Raw genomic sequence first — 20,867 nt, 5'->3', positions numbered from 1 at the left:
CCCCACACAATGATTAAGTATTAATGCGAATTGCTATTATAAAGCGTATGAAAAATACACACTATCTGAGTTCCTTATTTGGTTCAACACTTCACAAAGGTGATATGTATAAAACGTGAGCATAAAAGTCTTTAAGTACCTATTTTAGTTGCGATTAATTCGAAACATAAGGATGAATATGAAATTATTTGCATTGCATATAGTAATGATAGTCGTTATCATTCGCGGCGTTTTATACACCTCTTTTCAGGATCAACATGTTTAACCAAAAATACTTGGCGCTTAGTATTGCTGCGTCTTTTTCTGCTTTTTCTAATGTGGCATTTGCCGAGCAAAATAACGAAATTGAAACAATAGAAGTAACAGGCCGTGCTCAGCAGTTTTACCTAGAAACCGAAAGTAAAATTGGGACTAAAACGGATTTAGATCTTATTAAATTACCGCAATCTGCGCAGGTATTAACCGAGCAGCTTATTATTGACCAAGCCGCGCGCGATATCACCGATTTATACCGCTCAATAGCCGGGGTAAGTGAGTACAGTTATTCGGGTGTTACTTTTCGTGGATTTAGAGACGATGCCAATGTATTTTACGATGGCGTACGCGGCGACCCTTACTCGGGCTTTGGTGTACCGCAATTATTTAATGTAGCGCGTGTAGAAGTATTAAAAGGCCCAGCCTCTGCGTTATATGGTGGTGGTGAGCCAGGCGGTATGATCAACTACGTGACTAAAAAGCCAAGTTATACGCAAAGTAAAGAGCTAAAACTAACGCTTGGTAATTACAACACACATGGTGCCTCACTTGATATGACCGGCGGTTTAACCGACACCATGGCATACAGAGTAGGTGGTTATTACGAAGAGCAAGACAGCTTTCGTAATAATGCAGATTCAAAAAACAGTGAGTTTACCGCTGGTTTATTATTTGATTTAACCGATTCGACCACACTAACCACCACTGTTGATTACATTAAGCAAGACTTAGGCGGTAACCGCTTACGTGGTGTACCGGTAGATGATAATGGCAACTTTTTAGTTGACCCTAGTTACAACGCAAATGAAGCATTTGACTACCAAGACATGGAAGCGTTAGTGCTGCAAGCCGAGCTAAAGCATTACTTTAATGATGATTTTTCTGTAAGTAGCACACTGCGTTACATGGATAACGAACGCGACCAAGCCTACCATGAGTCGCAAAGCTGGGTAGATGTAAACGGCGATGGTGAAGCAAACATTGATGACGAAACCATTAAACGCGAATACCGAAAGCAATACCGCGCCAACGAAGAAACAAGTTTAACCACCGACTTTGTTTATAGCTTTGAGCAAGGCCAATTAGCACACCAAGTATTATTTGGTGGCGACTACCACATAGTTGATACAGAGTACGATTACTTACGCGCCCGTTATGAAGCGGATGGCGTGGCTAACTTAAACATATTTGACTTAAATTACGGCGAAACCGACCCAAGTACATATAACCTTACCGACATGAACCGCGATGGTGTTGAAACCGACCGTTTTGGCATTTACGTACAAGATGTTGTAAGCATTAACGAGCAATGGACCGTGATTGCCGGCCTGCGTTACGATTATTTTAAAGAGCTAAATAAAGAAACTGGTTACAGTTATTCAGATAACGATGTAACACCGCGCGTGGCCGTTACATACCAACCTGTTGAAAATACCTCGCTATACATAAACTACTCAGAAAGCTTTAACCCAGCATCATCGGGTGACCAAGAAGATGTAGAAGGCGAGGGCAACTTAACGCCAGAAACCGGTAAACAAACCGAAATTGGTATGAAAAACCAATGGCTAGATGGCAAAATTATGAGCACCTTTGCTATTTACCAAATTAATAAAGAAAACGTAGTAATGAGTAACCCAGACGACACGGGCGCGGGTGACGGCATTGCAGCACTTTTAAATATTGGTGAGGTAGAAAGCCGCGGGTTTGAAACAACGCTGGTGGGCGATTTAACCGAGCACTGGACGCTAACAGCTAACTACGCCTACAACGATACACTAGTTATTGAAGGTGTAACCGGCGATACTATTTCAAGCACCTACGGTGATGGCTCTCGCTTTGCTAATGCGCCGCGCCACCAAGCTGGTTTATGGTCGCGTTTTGCGCTTGATAGCATCGACTCGTCTATAGCATTTGGCGCAAATTACGTAAGCGAGCAAATAAGCCAAGATGGCCAAAAAGTTAAGCCCTTTACTGTATTTGATATGAGCTGGACTTCTCGCTTTGACGATGTGTTATTAAGCGTAAATATTAATAATATATTTGATAAAGAATACGCAGTAAGTGGCTTTAGTGAGCGTAACGGTCATTTCCCGGGCAGCCCACGAGAAATAGTAGGCCAAGTAACCTATAAATTTTAAAGCAATTTAAGCGCGAGCTTATCTCGCGCTTATTTTTTATCGCTATTAAAATTAGCGGCTTCTTGTGCTGTGTTAATAGCTGTAATAGGGAAGGGGATCACAATACCTTCTTGGTTATAGCGTTTGTGTAGCGCTTTAATAAAAGCAGATTTAACCCAAAACCGATTAAAGTACTCTTTTACGCGCAGCATTACGGTAAAATTAATGCTTGAGTTATCATAGGTGTGATACACCACAAAGGTATTGTAATCATCAACCCCCCATTCATGGTCAATTAGTACTTGGCGCGCAACTTCTAGCGTTACTTGCTCTACAAATTCTAGGTCTGAGCTGTAGTGAACGCTTACATCAACAGGTACACTCAGTTCTTTTTCGGGGTAAAAGTAATTAATAATACGCGATTTAGAAAGCTGACTATTAGGAATAATAATCATATTATTTGGCAGCATTTTAACCCACGTAGAGCGCCAACCAATTTTCTCTACAAAGCCTTGCTCCTTAGACTCAAGCTCAATAAAATCCCCCACCCGTATGGGTTTATCTATAACAAGTTGTACGCCCGAAAAAAAGTTTTCAAGGGTGGGTTGCAGAGCAAGCGCCACCGCTAATGATGTAATACCTAACGAGGCAATTATAGGCGTAATAGAAATACCCAAGGTGCCTAACAGCACTAAAGCCCCGACCGATAAAACGCTTACCCTAATAATGCCTTTAATAATACTTTGCGAATTAAAAATCACCGCCGACTCTTTGCTGTAGTAATTAATGGTGCCCACAAAAAAGCGGTCAAAAAATAAAATAATAGCCACTAAGCCCAAAATAATATTAATGGTCGAAAACGACATATAGCTCGCAACCGGCTCGCCTTGTATTAACAACCCTTGCTCTATAATGGTGAGTAGCACAATAATTGTGCAAAGGGTGAGCGGTTTAGAGATAGAGGCGATAAGTAAGCTATCGAATATAAATTTAGTATGAGAGGTCCACTTTTTAAGCCAGTACATTATAAAAAAGCGGATACAAAACAAAGCTATAGTTATAGAAACTAAACAAATAGCAATAACCACCCAAGGTTGCTCTGTTAGGTTGTAAAAAGTAGTAGCAGACATTACTTACCTCTCTTTTATAAACTTAAAAGAGTAAGCAGCAAGTTATGTACCTATATGAGTAGAGGGGCTGTATTTATAAAGTAACTCAGGTTATTAAAAGGTAATATAACTGGCAGCCAGAGCGTGCCAGTTATATTTTTAGTATGGCTTAATTTAGCTTTAGGTTACATAGACTCAAGTGTTTTACCACGGGTTTCTGTAATGTATTTGGCCACAAAAAATATGCTAATAAGTGCCGATAAAGCATAAAAGCCGTACGCACCTGCAAGGCCAATATTAGCTAGCATAATAGGGAAGGTCATGGTAATGGCAAAGTTAGCAATCCACTGCGCGCTTGCAGCAACAGCAAGCGCTGCACCGCGAATACGGTTATTAAACATTTCGCCTAATAACACCCACACAACGGGGCCCCAACTTAATCCAAAAAACACCACAAATAAGTTAGCCATAATAAGCGCAAACGTACCCATGTTATCGCTAAGTGCAAGCTTGCCTGCTTCATCAAGGCCTGCGCTGCCAAATATATAAGTAAGCGCGCTTAAGCTGATAAACATACCAATACTGCCTACTAATAGCAGTGGTTTACGGCCAATTTTGTCAACAAGGGCAATAGCAATAAAGGTCGATACAATATTAGTCGTACCCGCTAATACATTTATAAATAACGATTGCGACTCATCAAACCCAGCGGCTTGCCACAGCTCAGAGCCGTAATAAAACACCACGTTTATACCTACAAATTGCTGAAACACACTCAGCGCAACACCTGCCCATACAATCGGGTGTACTTTTTTACTGCCATCAATAAATAAATCGCGAATACTTGGCTTTTTATCGCTACGTAAGGAGCTTTTAACATCGCTTATTTGCGCAGCAACGTTGTCGTTCGAAATTTTACTAAATACTGTTTTTGCATCGTCTAATTTACCTTGCGCCACTAAATAACGAGGCGACTCAGGAATAAACAACACACCCACTAAAAAAAGTATTGCAGGCACAAGCTCAGCCCAAAACATCCAGCGCCAAGCGGCTATATCAAGCATTAAAATATTTTGCGCGCTGCCTGCTGCATCAGCAATTAAATAGTTACTTAAAAACGCAGCAAATAAACCCAATACAATAGCGAGTTGCTGTAATGTAGCTAAACGACCACGAAGGGCAGGTGGTGCAACCTCTGCAATATAAGCCGGCGCTAATACCGATGCAGCACCAATACCTAAGCCACCAAATAAGCGGTAAAAAATAAACTCGGCCGAGCTTTCGCTAATGCCTGAGCCAAACGCACTAATGGCAAAAATAATCGCGGTGATGATCATAATTGCACGGCGACCAAACTTATCAGCCAGCGGCCCCGCAGCAAGTGCACCTAAGGCACAGCCAAGTAATACAGACGCTACGTTAAAGCCCGTAGCTACACTGCTTGAATTAAACGCATTACCGAGTGCCGACACCGTGCCGTTAATAACACCCGAGTCAAAACCAAATAAAAAGCCACCAATAGCAGCCACTGCAGAGATAAAAATTACGTAAAAAAGAGAGCATGTGCCCAATGTGTGCGCCGAGCTATTACTGCTCGGCGAGAGAGGTGATGTCATAATTGTGTGTCCTGGTTTTTATTATTGTGTACTTTACTATATTGAGACGTGTGGTGCTGCGTATTTTAAACGAATTTTATCTGGGCTAACTCTTTCATAATCAATATTAAAATTATTGTTTAATACTTCTAGCAGTCCTTTAATATCGCCCGTTTTGAACATGCCAGCTACTTGTACTTTTTTGAGACGGTCATCCTCTGAAAGCTCGAAATCTATATTTGTATAGCGGCTGATTTCAGCCATGGCTTCAGCAAGTGATTCACCTCTAAATATTAAGCTACCTTTACGCCACGATAATCTAGCGGCTACATCCATAGGATCAACTTTTTCGACCGCTTTAGCAATTTTACCTTTGAAGCTTAAATCAAGTTTTTCTCCCTTTGACACCGAAGTTGAACTATTTGATAAATACTGACCTTGTTTATTAGTCCCTTGGGAAAGATTTGGTAACGGTTTGGCACTTTGCTCTGCAACAAGGACTTTGCCATCTGTCACAATCAGTTCTATTTGCTTTTGACCTACTTCTACATTAAATGCAGTACCAACAGCCTGAATAACTTTATCACCAGCGATAACACTTAAAGGGCGCATTTTATCGTGAGCTACGTCTATATGAATTTCGCCACGCAGTAAATTTATTACGCGAGTGTGTTGGGTATACCTCACTTGAACAAAGCTATTTGTGTTTAAGGTGATTTTACTTTTATCAGAAAGCAGTATGTCCTTACTTTCACCTACGTCGGTTTGAAAATTAAGCTGTTTAGCAACCACAGCTGATTGATTAACCGGGTAAAAAAATGAAAAGTTAAACGCTTCTTGAAAAAAGCTAAGTGCAACAGCTAATAAAATAGATGCAGCTGTTGCACCTAACCACACAGGGAGGCGTTTTTGTTTTACTGGTGTTTGTGGAAACAGATCTGACAAGCGGCTGAGGTCGTCCATTTTGTCCCACAGCTGTGCTACTTCAAGTAACACCTCTACATTTTTATAAGATTGTGACAACCATTGCTTTAACGCTTGTTCTTCGAGCTTAGACAGTCCACGATCAAGTTTAGCCAGCCACTCACTTGCTTTATCAAGGCGCGCATCGTCGCTAGTGTTTCGTTCGTTTATATGATGAACATTACTCATTCCTCCCTCCTGCATTTAGCTGCGAAGAAGTATTTGGTTGCCCATAAACACTTTTTGTAGATTGACGCATAAATTGCGTACAACGTTTCATGCCTGTTGCTATATGTTTTTCCACGGTACTTTCACTAAGGTTTAATTGAGCAGCAATTTCTCGCTGCGAATAACCATACACTTTTTTTAATACAAACACTTTACGGCACTGCACAGGTAAAAGCCGTATGGCTTCACAAAAATTAGAAAATTCACTATCGGTGAGTGCTTTTTCGTACATTTCGTCTTGCTGGTGTTCCGATAAGAGTTGCTCTAACGCTTCCATGTTGTCGATCCCATCGACTAGGCGTATATTGGCTTGCTTTTGGTAATCGAGCGCTAAATTTCGCGCCGTTTTATAAATAAAAGATTTTGGTGAGCTTATGTTTTCAGTGTTTTTAATCTGACAAATTCGCACATAAGTTTCTTGCACTATATCTTCAATTTCATGTGGCGGCACTATACGTGCAACTACATTTGAGAGACTTTTGCGCGAGGCCAAATAGACCTTATAAAAAAGTGTGTCTTTCGTCATTTAGTGTGTGTCTCGTGTGTGTGTTTACGGCAATTATTGTTATTGTTTTGCCAATACAAACTAAGACGAATGGTAAGAAAAAATCCGCCATTAAATTTAAAAAATAAATAAGTTTTTTTATTTTTAAATTTAATGTTCACTAACCGCAAAGGGCATAAAGCTTGTAATGTAAAGGCGAAGTGTACTACAGTTTTTGCCATTATAAATACCTTACTAGGTACTGACTCTGTACTTTAGAAACTTTAACTTTTTAATTAATAAGTAAAAAACTGCAATGTGGACTGTATTTTTAATTGTTTAAAAATACAGTTAAAAGCGCAAACAATAAAAATAATAAAGGCATAAAAAAAATTAGCATGGCTAGTCAAAAAAATAATTTATTAAAAAAAAATAAAAAAAATTTATGGAGGAAAATAAAAAGTCACTCGTCTTTGTTCTGTGTATGGCCAAAAACTATACACAAGGAATATTTACATTTGCCGCTTTGTTTACCGCTTTATGCGCTGGTTTTTAGCTTACTCACCACCGAGGTAAAAGCGAGCGCTGTAAACGATAAAGCTGTGTTTAATATTCCAAGACAAAGGGCTGATTTATCGCTAATAAATTTTGCCGAGCAAGCCGATATTACTTTGCTTTTTCCGCTGGATAAAATTCAGCAGTTACAAACAAATACTATTGCTGGCGAGTATTCAATAATAAACGCATTACAGATTTTACTCGATGGCACAGGGTTGCAACCGCATGTTAGCGAAGATGGGCAAATATCTATTTTAATAGACCCAAGTTTCGAGAGAACTGACAACATGGCTAACTATAAAAAAAATGGCGTGTCCAGTGCTGTACTAGCTGTACTAAGCACAATGGCAACGCTCCCTGCAGTGGCAGAGACAGCAGCACAAGAACCAGAAATAATTGAAGTACGCGGGATCAGAGGCTCACTTGGCCGAGCTATGGATGCCAAAAGAGAAGCGGGCGGCGTGGTCGACTCCATTTCAGCAGAAGATATTGGTAAATTCCCTGACACAAATTTAGCTGAGTCTTTACAGCGAATTACGGGGGTTTCAATAGACCGTTCAGGCGGTGAAGGGCAGCTTATTACGGTGCGTGGTTTTGGCCCGCAGTTTAATACTGTGCTTGTAAATGGTCGCCAAATGGCCTCTGAAAATCAAAGCCGTGCGTTTAGCTTTGATACTATTGCATCAGAGCTAGTTAAAAGCTTAGATGTATTTAAAACCTCAACAGCCACTATGCAATCTGGTGGTATTGGCTCAACAGTAAATGTAAATACTGCGCGACCATTTGCGATTAGCGGTTTTAAAGTGGCAGGTAGCGTTAAGGGTATTTACGATGAAAATAGCGAAGAAACCACACCTGAAATTTCTGGATTAATTAGTAATACATTTAATGATGACACATTGGGTGTGTTGTTCGCTGTTTCTCGCCAAGAGCGCGAAACACGCTTAAACCAGGCGCAGGTAGACGGCTGGTTAGAAAACGTGGGCGTCCCAAACCCGCAAACTCAAAGCGGGCAAGCATACACCGGTAATATTTTTTCGCCGCGTAATTACGATCATAAAGTAACAACAGAAACACGTACACGTACCAATGCAAACTTAGTAATACAGTACGCACCTTCAGATGATTTAGTTATCACTGCTGATGCGCTCTACTCTGATTTTGATGTAGAAGCAGACACAACGTCTTATGGGCATTGGTTTACAGCGCCAAACTTAGAAGGCTTTGGCGGCGCTGCAGGGCCAACTGTTGATGAAAATGGCACTGTGGTTGATTTATATCAAGAGGTAGGCCTTGCCACCGATATGCACGCTAAAAAGTTTGATCGTTTAACCAACTCTAGCGCATTAGGTTTAAACTTTGATTGGCATGTAAACGATAGCTTAAATATGAAGTTTGATTTAAGCCACTCAAAAGCTGAGCGTGAGGCTAATAATGGTGGCGGGGATCAGTTATCGTTGATTGGCTATGCTAACCGAGTTCGATTTGAAGTGGATGGCGGTATTTTACCTTATGCGAGTGAGTTTGCCTCTGCTAACCCTAACATTTATAGCGGCCAGCAAGAGCTGGACGGTGTTGCTTATAACCCTGCAGTTACACCTGATGGCGTATCAAACCATTTAGATACAGCCAATAGCCGAGCACATGTAATGCTACGCCGTGGTTGGGCTGTAGAAGATACCGTGGATCAGTTTCGTTGGGATAGCATTTGGCATAACGATGGTACATCAGGCCTAGTCTCGGTCAAATTTGGTGCTATGTATTCAACTGAAACAAAAAATCTCGATCGTTGGGATAACGAAGGTGTTGGTATTCACTGTACTTTTTGTGGTTACCCAGATGACCCAAGTATGGATGGCTTAGCGCAATTTGTATTTGACGCAGGAGATGACTTTTTATCTGATGTGAGCGGCAGCGGTCGTATGCCAACGTCATGGCTTGCACATGATGGTGAGGCAAACTTTGCGTACCTTGAGCAAATAGCTGCAGCGAATGGTCAGCCTATTAGTTTTGATGCAGTTAAGCGTAATAAGTCGTTTGAGATAACTGAAGATACTTTCTCGTTTTATACAGAATTTGATTTTGAAGCTGAACTTGCAGGCATGCCTTTATACGCAACAGCCGGCTTTAGATACGAAAGCACCGATGTAGAAGTAAAAGGCACAGACGAGCCAGTTAGTGCATTAACGATCTTAGATAAAACGGAAATGCTCGCAAACTTTGGCGCCGTAGAAAATATTTCAGCAAGTTCAGATTACGAAGCGATTTTACCTAACTTTAGTGTAAAACTTGAAATAAGCGATGAGCTAATAGCACGTGCTGCTGTATCACAAACAATTACACGACCAACACTCGATAGTATGTCGCCTGTAACTGTAATCGAAACAACTCGGCAGGGGGGCAATTTAACATCAAGCTCTGGTAACCCTGAACTTGAACCGTTTACCTCTGATAACTTAGATTTATCATTAGAGTGGTATTACGCTGATGCCAGTTATTTATCCGCTGGTTACTTTAGAAAGAATGTTGCTAACTTCATTATCAATACCACTGAAGATTTAACCTTTGAATTGTCTGGTGGCGGATTGTTGACTGACCCTTCAACAGGTAACGATGTAGATAACCCTGATGCAGCCGACTCAACGGCTGTATTTACAAACACCTTACCAAATAATAGCGAATCGGCGATTGTTGATGGCTGGGAAATAGCCTTACAGCATAGTTTTGACAGTGGCTTTGGCTTTATGGTTAATGCAACATTTGTAGACAGTGATGCAGAGCTAGACCCTGCAGATATAACTCAAGTATTTGCATTAACAGGCTTAAGCGACTCTTATAATGTGGTTGGCTTTTATGAGAATGGACCATTTCAAGCGCGTTTAGCCTATAACTGGCGCGATAGCTTCGTACAGTCACTTACACAGCTAAATGGTGATGGTGTGACAATTGTGGAAGATTACGCACAACTTGATGCTAGCGGCAGCTATGACATTACCGAAAATGTATCGGTATTTTTTGAAGGTATTAACTTAACCGAAGAATATGTGCACAAGCGTGGTCGTTTTTCTAATCAATTATTATTGGTGGAAGATAGCGGACGACGTTTTGCGTTAGGTATTCGCGGTAGTTTTTAACTTTAATTAATAAAGTGGCTTTTACATTTAGTAATAGCCACTTTTTAAATATGCCTTTATAGGTAACAAGTATGAACCAGCAAAATAAAAAAATAAAAACAGTGGTTGTCGTTGGTGGTGGTATAGCGGGCTGGCTAACAGCCGGACGATTAGCGGCGCACCATAAAAGTAATACCCCCGATGGCCTTAATGTTGTGCTAGTTGAATCTCCAAATGTACCAATTATAGGTGTTGGTGAAGGCACTTGGCCTACCATGCGTAGTACATTAATAGCACTTGGTATTAGCGAAACCGACTTTATACGTGAGTGCGAAGCAAGCTTTAAACAAGGTGCAAAATTTGCCAAATGGGTGGATGGCAGCAATGATGATTTTTATTATCACCCATTAGTTTTGCCACAGGGCTTTTCAAAAACAGATATGGCAGGGCATTGGTTAAATAATACCGCTGAGTCAACGTCTTTTTCAAATGCAGTGTGTTACCAAGAAGCTATTTGTGAGCAAGGGCTTGCTCCTAAAACAATTCGCACCCCAGAATATGCTGCCTTAGCCAATTATGCCTACCACTTAGACTCGGCAAAATTTGCCGTTTTTTTACAAAAACATTGTACGCAGAAGCTTGGCGTTAAACATTTTTTAGCTGATGTAACACAGATCAAAAGTGCTAAAAATGGCGATATTGCAAGTGTTACCACAAAGCAACAAGGTGAAATTAGCGGTGATTTATTTGTCGATTGTACCGGTTTTTCATCATTGTTATTAGGCGAGCATTATAAGGTTCCTTTTATGCCTTGCGATGATGTGCTGTTTATCGATACCGCCTTAGCAGTGCAAGTCCCCTATGAGAATGAAGATGAGAGCATTGCGTCTCACACAATTTCAACAGCGCAAGAAGCAGGCTGGATATGGGATATAGGGTTACAACACCGCCGTGGGGTAGGTTATGTGTATTCGAGTAAATACAGTAGCGAAGCACAAGCACGAGAAAAGCTTAAAGAGTATGTTGGCGATAAAATAGAGTCGTTAACAATTAGAAAAATCCCTATTAAAAGTGGCCATCGCTCACACTTTTGGCAGAACAACTGTGTTGCGGTAGGGCTTTCGGCTGGCTTTTTGGAACCGCTTGAAGCTTCTGCATTGGTATTAGTAGAAATGTCAGCGCAAATGATAAGCGAACAACTCCCCCACACCCGCGATATTATGGATATTACCGCCAAGCGCTTTAATGAGACGTTTAGCTACAGGTGGGAAAAAATAATCGACTTTTTAAAGTTACACTATATTTTATCAACCCGTGACGATAACGCATTTTGGCGTGATAACAGAGACCCTAAAACGATTCCTCAAAGCCTACAAGATCTAATGAAATTATGGCAATACCGCGCCCCTGCTGACCACGACTTTACAAGTAACAATGAGGTGTTTCCAGCGGCGAGTTATCAATATGTTTTATATGGTATGGGCTTTAAAAGTGACTACAGCACAACTTCCTATATGCTTAAAGACACTGATTTTGCTAAAAGTCAGTTTGATAAAAATAAAAGCATGATAAACCAAGCAGTCACTAACTTACCTAGTAACCGAGAATTGTTAAATAAAATTAAGAGTCATGGCTTTAGCACTATTTAGCTTAAAAATTTACACATAAAAACAATAAAGAGACACGCATGGAAAATTTAGTCGCATTAGAGCAAAGTGCTCATCAGCATATAAAAATAGACACACAAAAAGCACAATCACACGCTGAAAACATTAATATGATCCCTGTTGTTATGGCAGAACTTAATCAAATTGCCGTTCAGCAGCCTATAGTTTTTGCAAAAAACTCAGAAACAGGGGAGTTTACACTCAATGCTTTATTAGGCTTTGAGCAACATGAGAACTTGTTTTATCAGCACTCGCAGTGGCAGGGAGTATATTTACCGCTTCAGTTACAGCGTCAGCCATTTTTTGTTGGTGATACTCATGCAAAGCAAACTCAATACCCTGTGTGTATTAATTTAAATAGCCCAGCAGTCATTAATAACCAAGCGCAAAGCCAGAATGATTTAGAACCAATTTATACCCAAAACGCAGAAGAAAGTGGTTATTTTAAAAAAATAAAGCAGTGTTTAGGGCATTTACTACAAGGCGAAATAGACAATAAAAAGTTAATAGATACCTTGTTACAGCATGAGCTACTGCAGCCATTATCGCTTGAGGTAACGTTTCAGAACAGTCAAAAAACAAAGTTAAACGGCTTATACACTATTAATCAAGAAAGACTCGCACAACTTGATAGTGATCAAATTACGCTTTTACATCAACGCGCTTTATTACCCGCTATTTATACTGTTATAACCTCACTTGGCCAAATATACCCATTGATTGAGCGTAAAAATGCGGTGCTTAATTTAGCCGATGATTGATTTTACACTTAACAAAAATATGGTGTTACAGGTACACACTGTTGGGGAGGAGCAAACCCCAATTATTGTTATTGATGATTTTGTAAATAATGTAGATGCACTTATTAATTTTGCTGTGTTTTCTCAATACGCCAGAGAAACATTTTGCGCACAAGAAAGTGATTTTTATCCAGGAGTAAGAAAAGCAGCACCGCTTAGTTATATCGAGCGGTTAAAAGACCTTGCGCCAATTATTAATTCACACTTTGATATGACAGATAAAAGCGAGTTTGATGTAATACTTTCTGCTTTTTCAATTGCATGCACTGAACCTGATGAGCTAAGGCCAATACAAATGCTCCCTCATTTTGATACACCTAATATGAATCAACTTGCTATGGTGCACTTTTTATGTGATGAAACGCATGGTGGCACTTCATTTTATAAGCATAGAGCCCTAGGGTATGAACGCATAACAAAAGAGCGACTTATGCCATATAGGCAAACTATTAAGCAGCAAGCCATGGCGCAAAAGCTTCACAAAAACCCACATTATATAAATGGAAGTACAGCTTTGTTTGAGCAAGTTTACAGTGTAGAGGCAAAGTTAAATCGGGTTGTTATATACCCAAGCAACTTATTGCACTCTGGTAATATAAATGCGGCTAACGATTATGTATGCGATCCAATTAATGGGCGTTTAACTATTAGTAGCTTTGCTGTTTTACGTTAGCTTTTTATTAACTGCTAAAACTTTCAAAGTATTCTTTTTGTAGTTCTATAGTGAGTGCTTTAGGGCGAATACCTTGTACTAAGCTATATACTTCATCTTTTGTGTAACCTGCCGAATTTAAAATAAGCGCAGCGACCAACGCTGTGCGGTCATATTGATATTACCTTTTTTCTTTTACATTAAAAGTTGAATATATCCCCTGAAAGCTGGTTAAAACTAATTAACCAATTAGCACGCGTAATTTATAGCGCAGTTTAGCTTATTCAATTAAAGTGGCTAATTAGTTTATTGAGTATTAATTCTTTTTTGAGGCTAGATGGATGCTAGAGATTGTTGCTACTGAAGACTTAAAGGCTGCCGCACACTTTACGTTTAACAATATGAAACCCTATTACGAAATTTATGCGGTAGATTGGGATGTAGAAGACGTTTATCAAGCTACCAAAAACCTTAAAAATTTTGATATTTTGTGTAAGGAGCAACACATAGGTGTCGTGCGCTTATCGTTTGATGAAGGGCGTTGCCAACTTCGCGATATTCAGATTGCAGCTACTTATCAAAACAAAGGTTTTGGTGCTCACGTTATTGCTAAAGTAGTTGATATGGCTCGTCAACAAGGTGTCAAATTCATAGATCTCAAAGTATTTCAGCTAAGCCCTGCATTTAAGTTATATAGCCGCATCGGATTTGCTGTCGATAGAGAAGACGATCGTTTTTACTACATGAGCTTGCAAGCCTAATAGCAACAGTATTAAGAGGCGCAAAGCACTTAGCTTACGCGATTCTTTAGCTAACTTTAGTCAAGTCCGACTGTATTACCCTATGCGGCCCATTAGTTTTTAGGAGAGCGAGGTGTACTTAATTGCTGTGTGGTCTGCTCAAAAATTTAAAAGTACATTTAGGCCTGCAGGTTTTGGCTCATTCCTATTTGGTGGTTTTATGGTTTACATAATTACGATTAGTTATCGCTAATAAGTGGCTAAGCTTACCAAGGGTAACTAAGAATGAGCGTTAACATATTCCCCCGTTTCTCCCTCACACCTCAAAGTTATTAAAGTATTCTTTTTGCAATTCTATAGTGAGTGCTTTAGGGCGAATACCTTGCACTAAGCTATATACCTCATCTTTTGTGTAACCTGCCGAATTTAAAATAAGCGCAGCAACCAACCCTGTGCGGCCAGTGCCGCCTTTGCAATGAATGGCAATGGTTTGTTTTTGCTGTATGGCTTGTAGTATGTCTGTTTTGTGGGTATTCCAGCTTGATGTAAAAGGTTGTTTTGGGGCTTCGTCGTCATTTATTGGTAAATGAAACCAGGTTATATCGTGCTTATTGCACTCACTATTAATTGTTTGTACGTTGTTTTTTTCAAGCTCCTTTTGTGGCATAAGCGATAGTAGCATGTGAGTGCCAGCGGCTTTTAATGTAGCGATTGAATCCGCTAGGTTTTGCGTTTTTGTACCAGGGCAAGGTGTAAAAATAATATTTGCGCTGTTATTGAGTGATAAAACATCGTATGGGTGCGCGCTCATGGTAAGTCCTTTATTTTTAATAAATTTGCTTTTATACGCTCACTATAGCGTGTTTTAGTTACAAGTTTAAGATTGAATAATAAGCACAAATGCTAGATACTGTTTTTATATACAGTTGTGGCGGTGTTATGAAAAAAGAATTACCAGCAAAATACTATTTAGCGCATTTTAGAGAACTTATTGAGTTTGTAACAAGTAAATGTATGCATTTACTTGAGCCTAAACATAGTGAATTTATTAGTAAAATTAACCAACTAGATGAGCAAAGCCAATGCATGTTGGCGCGTGTGTATTCGCGCAAGCCTTATTTAGTGCAGGCGCAATCGCTTAATTATGAAGAAATAACTTCGCCGCATCAGGCTATTTATACGCTAAAAACAGCGGGTATTTTATATGAGCCAAACGCACAGCATTACAAGCAGCTTATAGCGCATTTAACCAAGCCCATGCTGGTGGAGTTACTCAGTAATTACAGTGAGCAAGTAAGCTTTAAGAAAAGCGCAGCTAAAGGGGAGTTGGTTACTATTGCGTGCCAATTTTTTAGTGAGCGCGTAGATGATTTAGCCCTTTTATATAGCCAGTATGTGATAAATAACCGAGAAGATTATTACGAGTATTTTGAGTTTTTATTTGCAGGGCGCTTAAGTAGTGGCGATGTAAACCATCAAAACCGCTTTGTTATGCGCGATTTAGGGTTAACCGCTACCCGCGAAGGGCACAGCGAGAGCTTGTCGCGCTTTAATACATTGGCTGAGGCGCAATCTAATTACGTTTTAAATCGTTACCGTTTAGCGTTTAAAAACATTGGCAAAACAGCCGGTAATACAAAAGATGAAACCTTTGATGACAAAACCCCTTACACCGAGCTTTCGCATTTAGTTTTAGCGCAACCGGCGCACGGCGCACAAGCGCACGACATTAAAAACAAACTGCTGGTTAGGCTGTATAAACAACTTAAAAATACCGATAGCGAACTTGCCTTTAGCCTACTTGAAGGCTGCACCGATTACGCCGAAGCACAAGAAATTCAAATAAGAGAGCAATACCGCCTAGGTAATAAAGCGTGGGTTAAAGCGCAGCTAGAGCAAATTATAGAAAACCCGCTCACCGACGATTTACTGTATTTTGCTGATGACTTTTTAATGCGTAAGTTTAATAAACAAACGCGTTCGCGCTTAAGCACCATGCTGGCCGACACCCAGTGTGTGCTTGAAATTGACGAAATTTACCGAGGCGATGTAGAGCAAGGCGTAAATGAGCATTACAGTGCAAAAGGGTTAACGGTTTTTAATACCGAAAACACCTTATGGCAAAGCTTGTTTGGCTTAGTATTTTGGCACGAGTTATTTATTGAATCGCCTTACCCGCCGTGTAATGAATTTGATATTTACCCGCAAGTTTTACAGCTTGGTAATTTTTATGAAGCACAAAGCACGCAAATTGACGCACGTTTAAAAAGCTGTAGCACTAATCAGGCGCTGCTTAATTTGGTATGTAAGCATGCCGCGCAGTATTTTGAGCAGCGCAATGGTTTGTTTAGATGGCGCAGCAATTTATTAGAGCCACTAGAGGCACTTATTTTAAACAGCCCGCTTGAAGCGTTAATTGCGCACTTAACGGCTATGAGCAAATACTATTTACAGCTAAAAGACGGCTACCCCGACTTAATGGTTATTAATAATGGGCAAGTACATTTTGAAGAGGTAAAAGCCCCAGGCGATAAGCTTAGGCGCAACCAACTTACCACTATTGATAATTTAAAAAATGTAGGCTTTACAGTACATATTGCTGCAGTTAAGTGGTTTGTAGACCCTAACCGTATTTACAGCGTGGTTGATATAGAAACCACGGGCGGCTTAAAAGGCGGTAACCGGATTACCGAAATTGGCATTGTTAAAGTGCAGCACGGTAAAGTAATTGATACCTGGACGACACTTATTAATCCGCAGCGGCATATCCCAAGCTTTATTACTAAGCTAACAGGCATAAGCGATGGCATGGTTTACAACGCGCCTGTATTTGCCGATATAGCACAGCCACTACTAGATAAACTTGCAGGCAGTATTTTTGTAGCCCATAACGTAAACTTTGATTACGGTTTTATAAAAAAAGAATGCGAGGTTGCAGGGCACTTTTTTAAAATGCCAAAAATGTGCACCGTGGTTGAATCGCGCAGAGCGTTTAAAGGGTTAAAGTCGTATTCGCTTGGTAACCTTAGCGCGCATTTTAATTTAAATTTAACCAGCCATCACCGCGCATTGGCCGATGCTACCGCCACTGCCGAGCTGTTATTGCTGATCCAAAACAGTGAAACGCTAACGCAATAAACGAGTAATTTATATTTAAGAGTATGAAACTTAAATAATTAAGTAACGTTATTATAATTTTTAATTATTTTTGGAATAAAGTGCTTTTGTAAATCGTCTTCTTTATGTCAATCCGACAAACTAGAGGACAAAACAATGACTAAATTAAATAAAATTGTAAGCGTAATGATGTTAAGCGGTGTGTGTACTTTTACAGGTGCAGTGCACGCCGCTGATATTGAACTATCTCAGTCAACGTCGGCGCAGCAACAAACATCTACATCTATTACGGTTTCACAAAATGGTTTAACAGCCAGTGGTAGCAACGAGTCAAACGTATCTAACGATACACAAGTCACGGCTGATGACTCGCAAAACACAGATTCAACGGCGAATAATACGCAAACTCCAGCGCAAGAAAGCAGTGAGGCTGCAGAGCCTGCAAATACATTAGTTGCATCTGCCAGCTCATCTTTAAATAATGCATTAAATGCATCGGCCGCGTCTTTAAATACCACAAGCACTACCACAGCCAATACAGCGCTTGATACAACAACGCAGTTAACCTCATCGGCGGGTAATTTAACAACCGCTGTGAGCCAGTCGTCATTACTTTCTGTTACCTCTGAGCAAGGCGCTCAGCCAGATACTACCGACACACCAGCCGATGCCTCTTTACTTTCAAATGTGGGCAGCGCTACCGATTTAGTTACACAAGCTGATGCAAATAATGCGCTTAATGCCGGTGAGCTTACAAACCAATTAGCAATTACTAATACGGCTGCAAACTCAGTGAGTTCTGCACTGCAAATGGGTGATGCAATTAACACCAGTAATGAAGTAGTAAGCAATGTTCAGCAATCTTTAATTGCCAGTGTGCAAGACAGTACGGTTAGTAGTTTACAAAGCACAGTACAACAAAGTGTTAGCGGGCAGGTGAGTGCAGCGGTTACTGATCAAATTAGTAACGATGTAGCACTTAGCACCGCAAGTGAAGTAGTAACCAACATTACTAACGATTTAGACCTAGGCCTTTAATACGCCAAGTACTTGCACAAATGCCGAATGGGGAAACCTATTCGGCCTGTTGGAGAATAAATATGAAAGCAGTTATAACCGCCACATTGTGTGTTTTTAGTGCTCAAGCGGTGCTTGCACAAACTAACCACATTAAAACAGCTGAGCAAAATAAGCCCTTTAAAAGTAGCTTTGAGCTAAATGCAGATGCAGAAGTTGGGGTATTAAGTAACTCGGCGCTCTCTGTTCAAGAGCTCGACGATATTTCGTCGCAAAGCGACAGCGGCATAAAAACCGCAGCCGGTGTTAATGCAAAATGGCAAGTAACCAAAAGCGCTAAATTAACCTCAAGCTATAAGTTTGAACAACAAGACTACGATGAGTTTGATCAATACGATTTAGACCTGCATCAATATGGTTTAGATGGCAGTTATAGCTTTAATAGCCATGAGCTAGGGGTTCGTTACGATGGCGCAAAAGCAAATGTAGATGGCGATACATTTTTACATTTTAATCAAGCCAGCGCCTACTATGGCCATTTTTTAAACCCGCATACGTATTTGCGTATGAGCATAAAAACCAAAGCTAAACGTTTTGCTACTGCAAAAGCTCGTAATGCCGACGGCGTAGGCGGCGATGTAGCGCTTTATCATTTTATAAATAACGGCCAAACCATGCTAATGGCAGCGCTAAGTGCTGATAAAGAAAATGCCGACGACAACCAATACGACTTTAACGGCTACGGTTTTACTACTAAAGTTACGCACAAATTTACGGCCTTTAATTTAGCGAATAAAGTGGGCGCAGGCTGGCGTTATCAAAATAAAGATTACGATGAGCAAACAACGGATGATTTTTTTGAGCAAATACCGTCGCGAGATGAGCACAGAAATGTAGTTAATGCGTTTTATAACCTAGCTTTATTTGAGCGCGTAACATTAATAGCCGAGGCTGAATATGGCGATTATCAATCAAAGCTTAGTAGCAATACCTATACGCAATCGGTTTTATCGGCGTCAGTTAAAGTGCACTTTTAGGTGGGTAAATGGCACCATAACCAAAGGTGGTGTCTTTGCCTTGCTCGCCTAAGTCGATGGCAAGCGATGTAAGCTCGTTAAGTGCTTTGGTTTTATTATTACCATGCTTTAACAATAAACAACTTAATGCCGCGCTTACATGCGGCGCCGCCATTGACGTACCCGACTCCCTTCCAAATTTTCCATTACCTTGGCTTGTAACAACATTTACACCAAGGGCTGCAAAGTCTATGTAATCGCCTTTATTTGACCATCTATAAATTTGGTTTTGTGAATCAATAGCACTTACCGCTATCACGCTTTTATACGCACCTGGGTATAACGGCTGCGACGCCGGCCCTTGGTTACCTGCAGCAGCTACAATTAACACGTTTTGTTTTATTGCTGCAGTAATACTTGCTTCTAAAACTGCGTTATTTGGCCCTGTTAGGCTCATATTTATTACGGGTATTTTATTACTGACTAGCCAGTTAAGTGCTTCTACTATGGCAAATAATGTAGCCCCTTGAGCATATTCAGATTGCCTATAAAACACCTCGGCACTGTAAAGCATGGCACTGCCTAAAAGCGGGTTAAGTTTTGCGCCTTTACCTGTAATTAGCCCTGCAATGGCGGTGCCGTGTAAATTTGGCGAGCTTAACCCTTGTGGTAAAAAGCTTTGCGTAGTGATATTTGCGCTTTTAAAAGCACTGTGTTTGGTATTAATGGCGCTATCGATCATGCCAATTTTTACGCTTTGTGTGCAGTAGGGGGCAATAGAGTTATTTGGTGTTACTTTTTCGGTAGGCTCGCCAGTTTGCGCCTGGTATATGTGGTTTCGGTCAAGTATTGCAGACTCATCTAAGTTAAGTGCTTTTAATAACTCACTTTTAGAATTAACACTTTGGGGCACGTTAAAGCGCACTAAACTCATGTTAAGTGCGTTGTAATTTTTTACCGATACAATGGTTACATTTTGCTGCTTTAGGGTATTAAGTTGTTGGCTATTTGCCATTAATAACCATTGGCGCTCTATTGCTCTAAAGCCGTTTTCTAGCTCTACTTCAACAAATGCGGTGTTTTGGCTATTTATATTAATGTTAAGCACATTGGGTAAGCTGCTAATAGGCTCACTAATTTGCGCTTTTAGTTCATCAATCGAAACTTGTGGTACAGGCACCGGAAGCGGCAGGCGCTGTGCTCGTTCTATTGTTTGCTCAATACGCTGCTCTATTGGGTTTAGTTGCCCAAGCACTTGATCGACTCTCACTATATTGGCAGAGCTCGTTGCGCTAAATATGCAAAGCGAAGTGGCTATTATGTGTTTAACGCGTGTGTTTTTAATATTCATAGTGGGTTACTTCTATTAAATTTACCATGCTGGTTAGTTAACGTTTAACACATAGAAATATTTCATTATTCAAATTATTTTGATT

General features: G+C 40.3%; 15 protein-coding genes and 1 pseudogene. 9 read left to right on the top strand and 7 right to left on the bottom strand.

Annotated features, from left to right (window positions below; all coding sequences use genetic code 11):
• The first annotated feature begins 257 nt into the window (after positions 1-257).
• Complete coding sequence (locus PSH50_RS03200) at positions 258-2,393, top strand: TonB-dependent siderophore receptor (protein ID WP_273609255.1); 2,136 nt, start codon at positions 258-260, stop codon at positions 2,391-2,393.
• A 29-nt stretch (positions 2,394-2,422) separates the two neighbouring features.
• Here the strand turns inward: PSH50_RS03200 and PSH50_RS03195 are convergent, their stop codons facing one another.
• The 4 genes from PSH50_RS03195 to PSH50_RS03180 all read right to left on the bottom strand — a co-directional run bounded on the left by PSH50_RS03195 (position 2,423) and on the right by PSH50_RS03180 (position 6,793).
• Positions 2,423-3,502, bottom strand: coding sequence for a mechanosensitive ion channel family protein (locus tag PSH50_RS03195; protein WP_273609254.1), 1,080 nt, complete (start codon positions 3,500-3,502; stop codon positions 2,423-2,425).
• 164 nt (positions 3,503-3,666) lie between these two features.
• Positions 3,667-5,097: a sugar porter family MFS transporter gene (locus PSH50_RS03190; protein WP_121637217.1), complete on the bottom strand. Its 1,431-nt coding sequence runs from the start codon at positions 5,095-5,097 to the stop codon at positions 3,667-3,669.
• 36 nt (positions 5,098-5,133) lie between these two features.
• Positions 5,134-6,228, bottom strand: coding sequence for a FecR family protein (locus tag PSH50_RS03185; protein WP_273609253.1), 1,095 nt, complete (start codon positions 6,226-6,228; stop codon positions 5,134-5,136).
• Positions 6,221-6,793, bottom strand: a complete 573-nt coding sequence (locus tag PSH50_RS03180; RefSeq protein ID WP_004585933.1) for an RNA polymerase sigma factor — start codon at positions 6,791-6,793, stop codon at positions 6,221-6,223. The genes PSH50_RS03185 and PSH50_RS03180 overlap by 8 nt, the downstream gene beginning before the upstream one ends.
• Positions 6,794-7,149: 356 nt before the next feature.
• On the opposite strand from PSH50_RS03180, the gene PSH50_RS03175 reads away from it, so the two are divergent.
• The 4 genes from PSH50_RS03175 to PSH50_RS03160 all read left to right on the top strand — a co-directional run bounded on the left by PSH50_RS03175 (position 7,150) and on the right by PSH50_RS03160 (position 13,562).
• Positions 7,150-10,443 carry a TonB-dependent receptor gene (locus PSH50_RS03175; protein WP_273609252.1) on the top strand — a complete coding sequence of 1,098 codons (3,294 nt, stop codon included), beginning with the start codon at positions 7,150-7,152 and terminating at the stop codon, positions 10,441-10,443.
• A 71-nt stretch (positions 10,444-10,514) separates the two neighbouring features.
• A complete protein-coding gene (locus tag PSH50_RS03170) occupies positions 10,515-12,071 on the top strand; it encodes a tryptophan halogenase family protein (RefSeq protein WP_273609251.1) in 1,557 nt (518 codons plus the stop codon).
• A gap of 38 nt (positions 12,072-12,109) precedes the next feature.
• Complete coding sequence (locus PSH50_RS03165) at positions 12,110-12,850, top strand: SapC family protein (RefSeq protein WP_064386765.1); 741 nt, start codon at positions 12,110-12,112, stop codon at positions 12,848-12,850.
• Positions 12,843-13,562, top strand: coding sequence for a DUF6445 family protein (locus PSH50_RS03160; protein WP_273609250.1), 720 nt, complete (start codon positions 12,843-12,845; stop codon positions 13,560-13,562). The genes PSH50_RS03165 and PSH50_RS03160 overlap by 8 nt, the downstream gene beginning before the upstream one ends.
• Before the next feature lie 7 nt (positions 13,563-13,569).
• On the opposite strand, the pseudogene PSH50_RS03155 reads toward PSH50_RS03160, so the two are convergent.
• Positions 13,570-13,710: pseudogene (locus PSH50_RS03155) on the bottom strand (protein phosphatase); the annotation flags it as partial.
• A gap of 172 nt (positions 13,711-13,882) precedes the next feature.
• On the opposite strand from PSH50_RS03155, the gene PSH50_RS03150 reads away from it, so the two are divergent.
• Positions 13,883-14,302, top strand: a complete 420-nt coding sequence (locus PSH50_RS03150; RefSeq protein WP_273609249.1) for an N-acetyltransferase — start codon at positions 13,883-13,885, stop codon at positions 14,300-14,302.
• Positions 14,303-14,597: 295 nt separating this feature from the next.
• Here PSH50_RS03150 and PSH50_RS03145 read toward each other — a convergent pair whose 3' ends face one another.
• Complete coding sequence (locus tag PSH50_RS03145) at positions 14,598-15,092, bottom strand: dual specificity protein phosphatase family protein (protein ID WP_273609248.1); 495 nt, start codon at positions 15,090-15,092, stop codon at positions 14,598-14,600.
• A gap of 89 nt (positions 15,093-15,181) precedes the next feature.
• Between PSH50_RS03145 and PSH50_RS03140 the strand changes: the two genes are divergently transcribed.
• From PSH50_RS03140 to PSH50_RS03130, 3 genes are all read left to right on the top strand, one after another.
• Entirely contained in the window at positions 15,182-17,419 is a 2,238-nt protein-coding gene (locus tag PSH50_RS03140; RefSeq protein WP_273609247.1) for an exonuclease domain-containing protein, read from the top strand.
• Between the two features lie 135 nt (positions 17,420-17,554).
• On the top strand, positions 17,555-18,436 hold the full coding sequence (locus tag PSH50_RS03135) for a hypothetical protein (RefSeq protein WP_273609246.1): 882 nt from the start codon (positions 17,555-17,557) through the stop codon (positions 18,434-18,436).
• Positions 18,437-18,498: 62 nt separating this feature from the next.
• Complete coding sequence (locus tag PSH50_RS03130; RefSeq protein ID WP_273609245.1) at positions 18,499-19,452, top strand: hypothetical protein; 954 nt, start codon at positions 18,499-18,501, stop codon at positions 19,450-19,452.
• Here PSH50_RS03130 and PSH50_RS03125 read toward each other — a convergent pair.
• On the bottom strand, positions 19,436-20,782 hold the full coding sequence (locus tag PSH50_RS03125; RefSeq protein WP_273609244.1) for a S8 family serine peptidase: 1,347 nt from the start codon (positions 20,780-20,782) through the stop codon (positions 19,436-19,438). The genes PSH50_RS03130 and PSH50_RS03125 overlap by 17 nt on opposite strands.
• Between the last annotated feature and the right edge of the window lie 85 nt (positions 20,783-20,867).

Source organism: Pseudoalteromonas sp. Angola-7 (assembly GCF_028599255.1).
In the GTDB taxonomy this organism is placed as follows: domain Bacteria; phylum Pseudomonadota; class Gammaproteobacteria; order Enterobacterales; family Alteromonadaceae; genus Pseudoalteromonas; species Pseudoalteromonas atlantica.
Note: the sequence above shows the minus strand (reverse complement) of the source record. Positions and strands in the feature narration are given on the sequence as shown.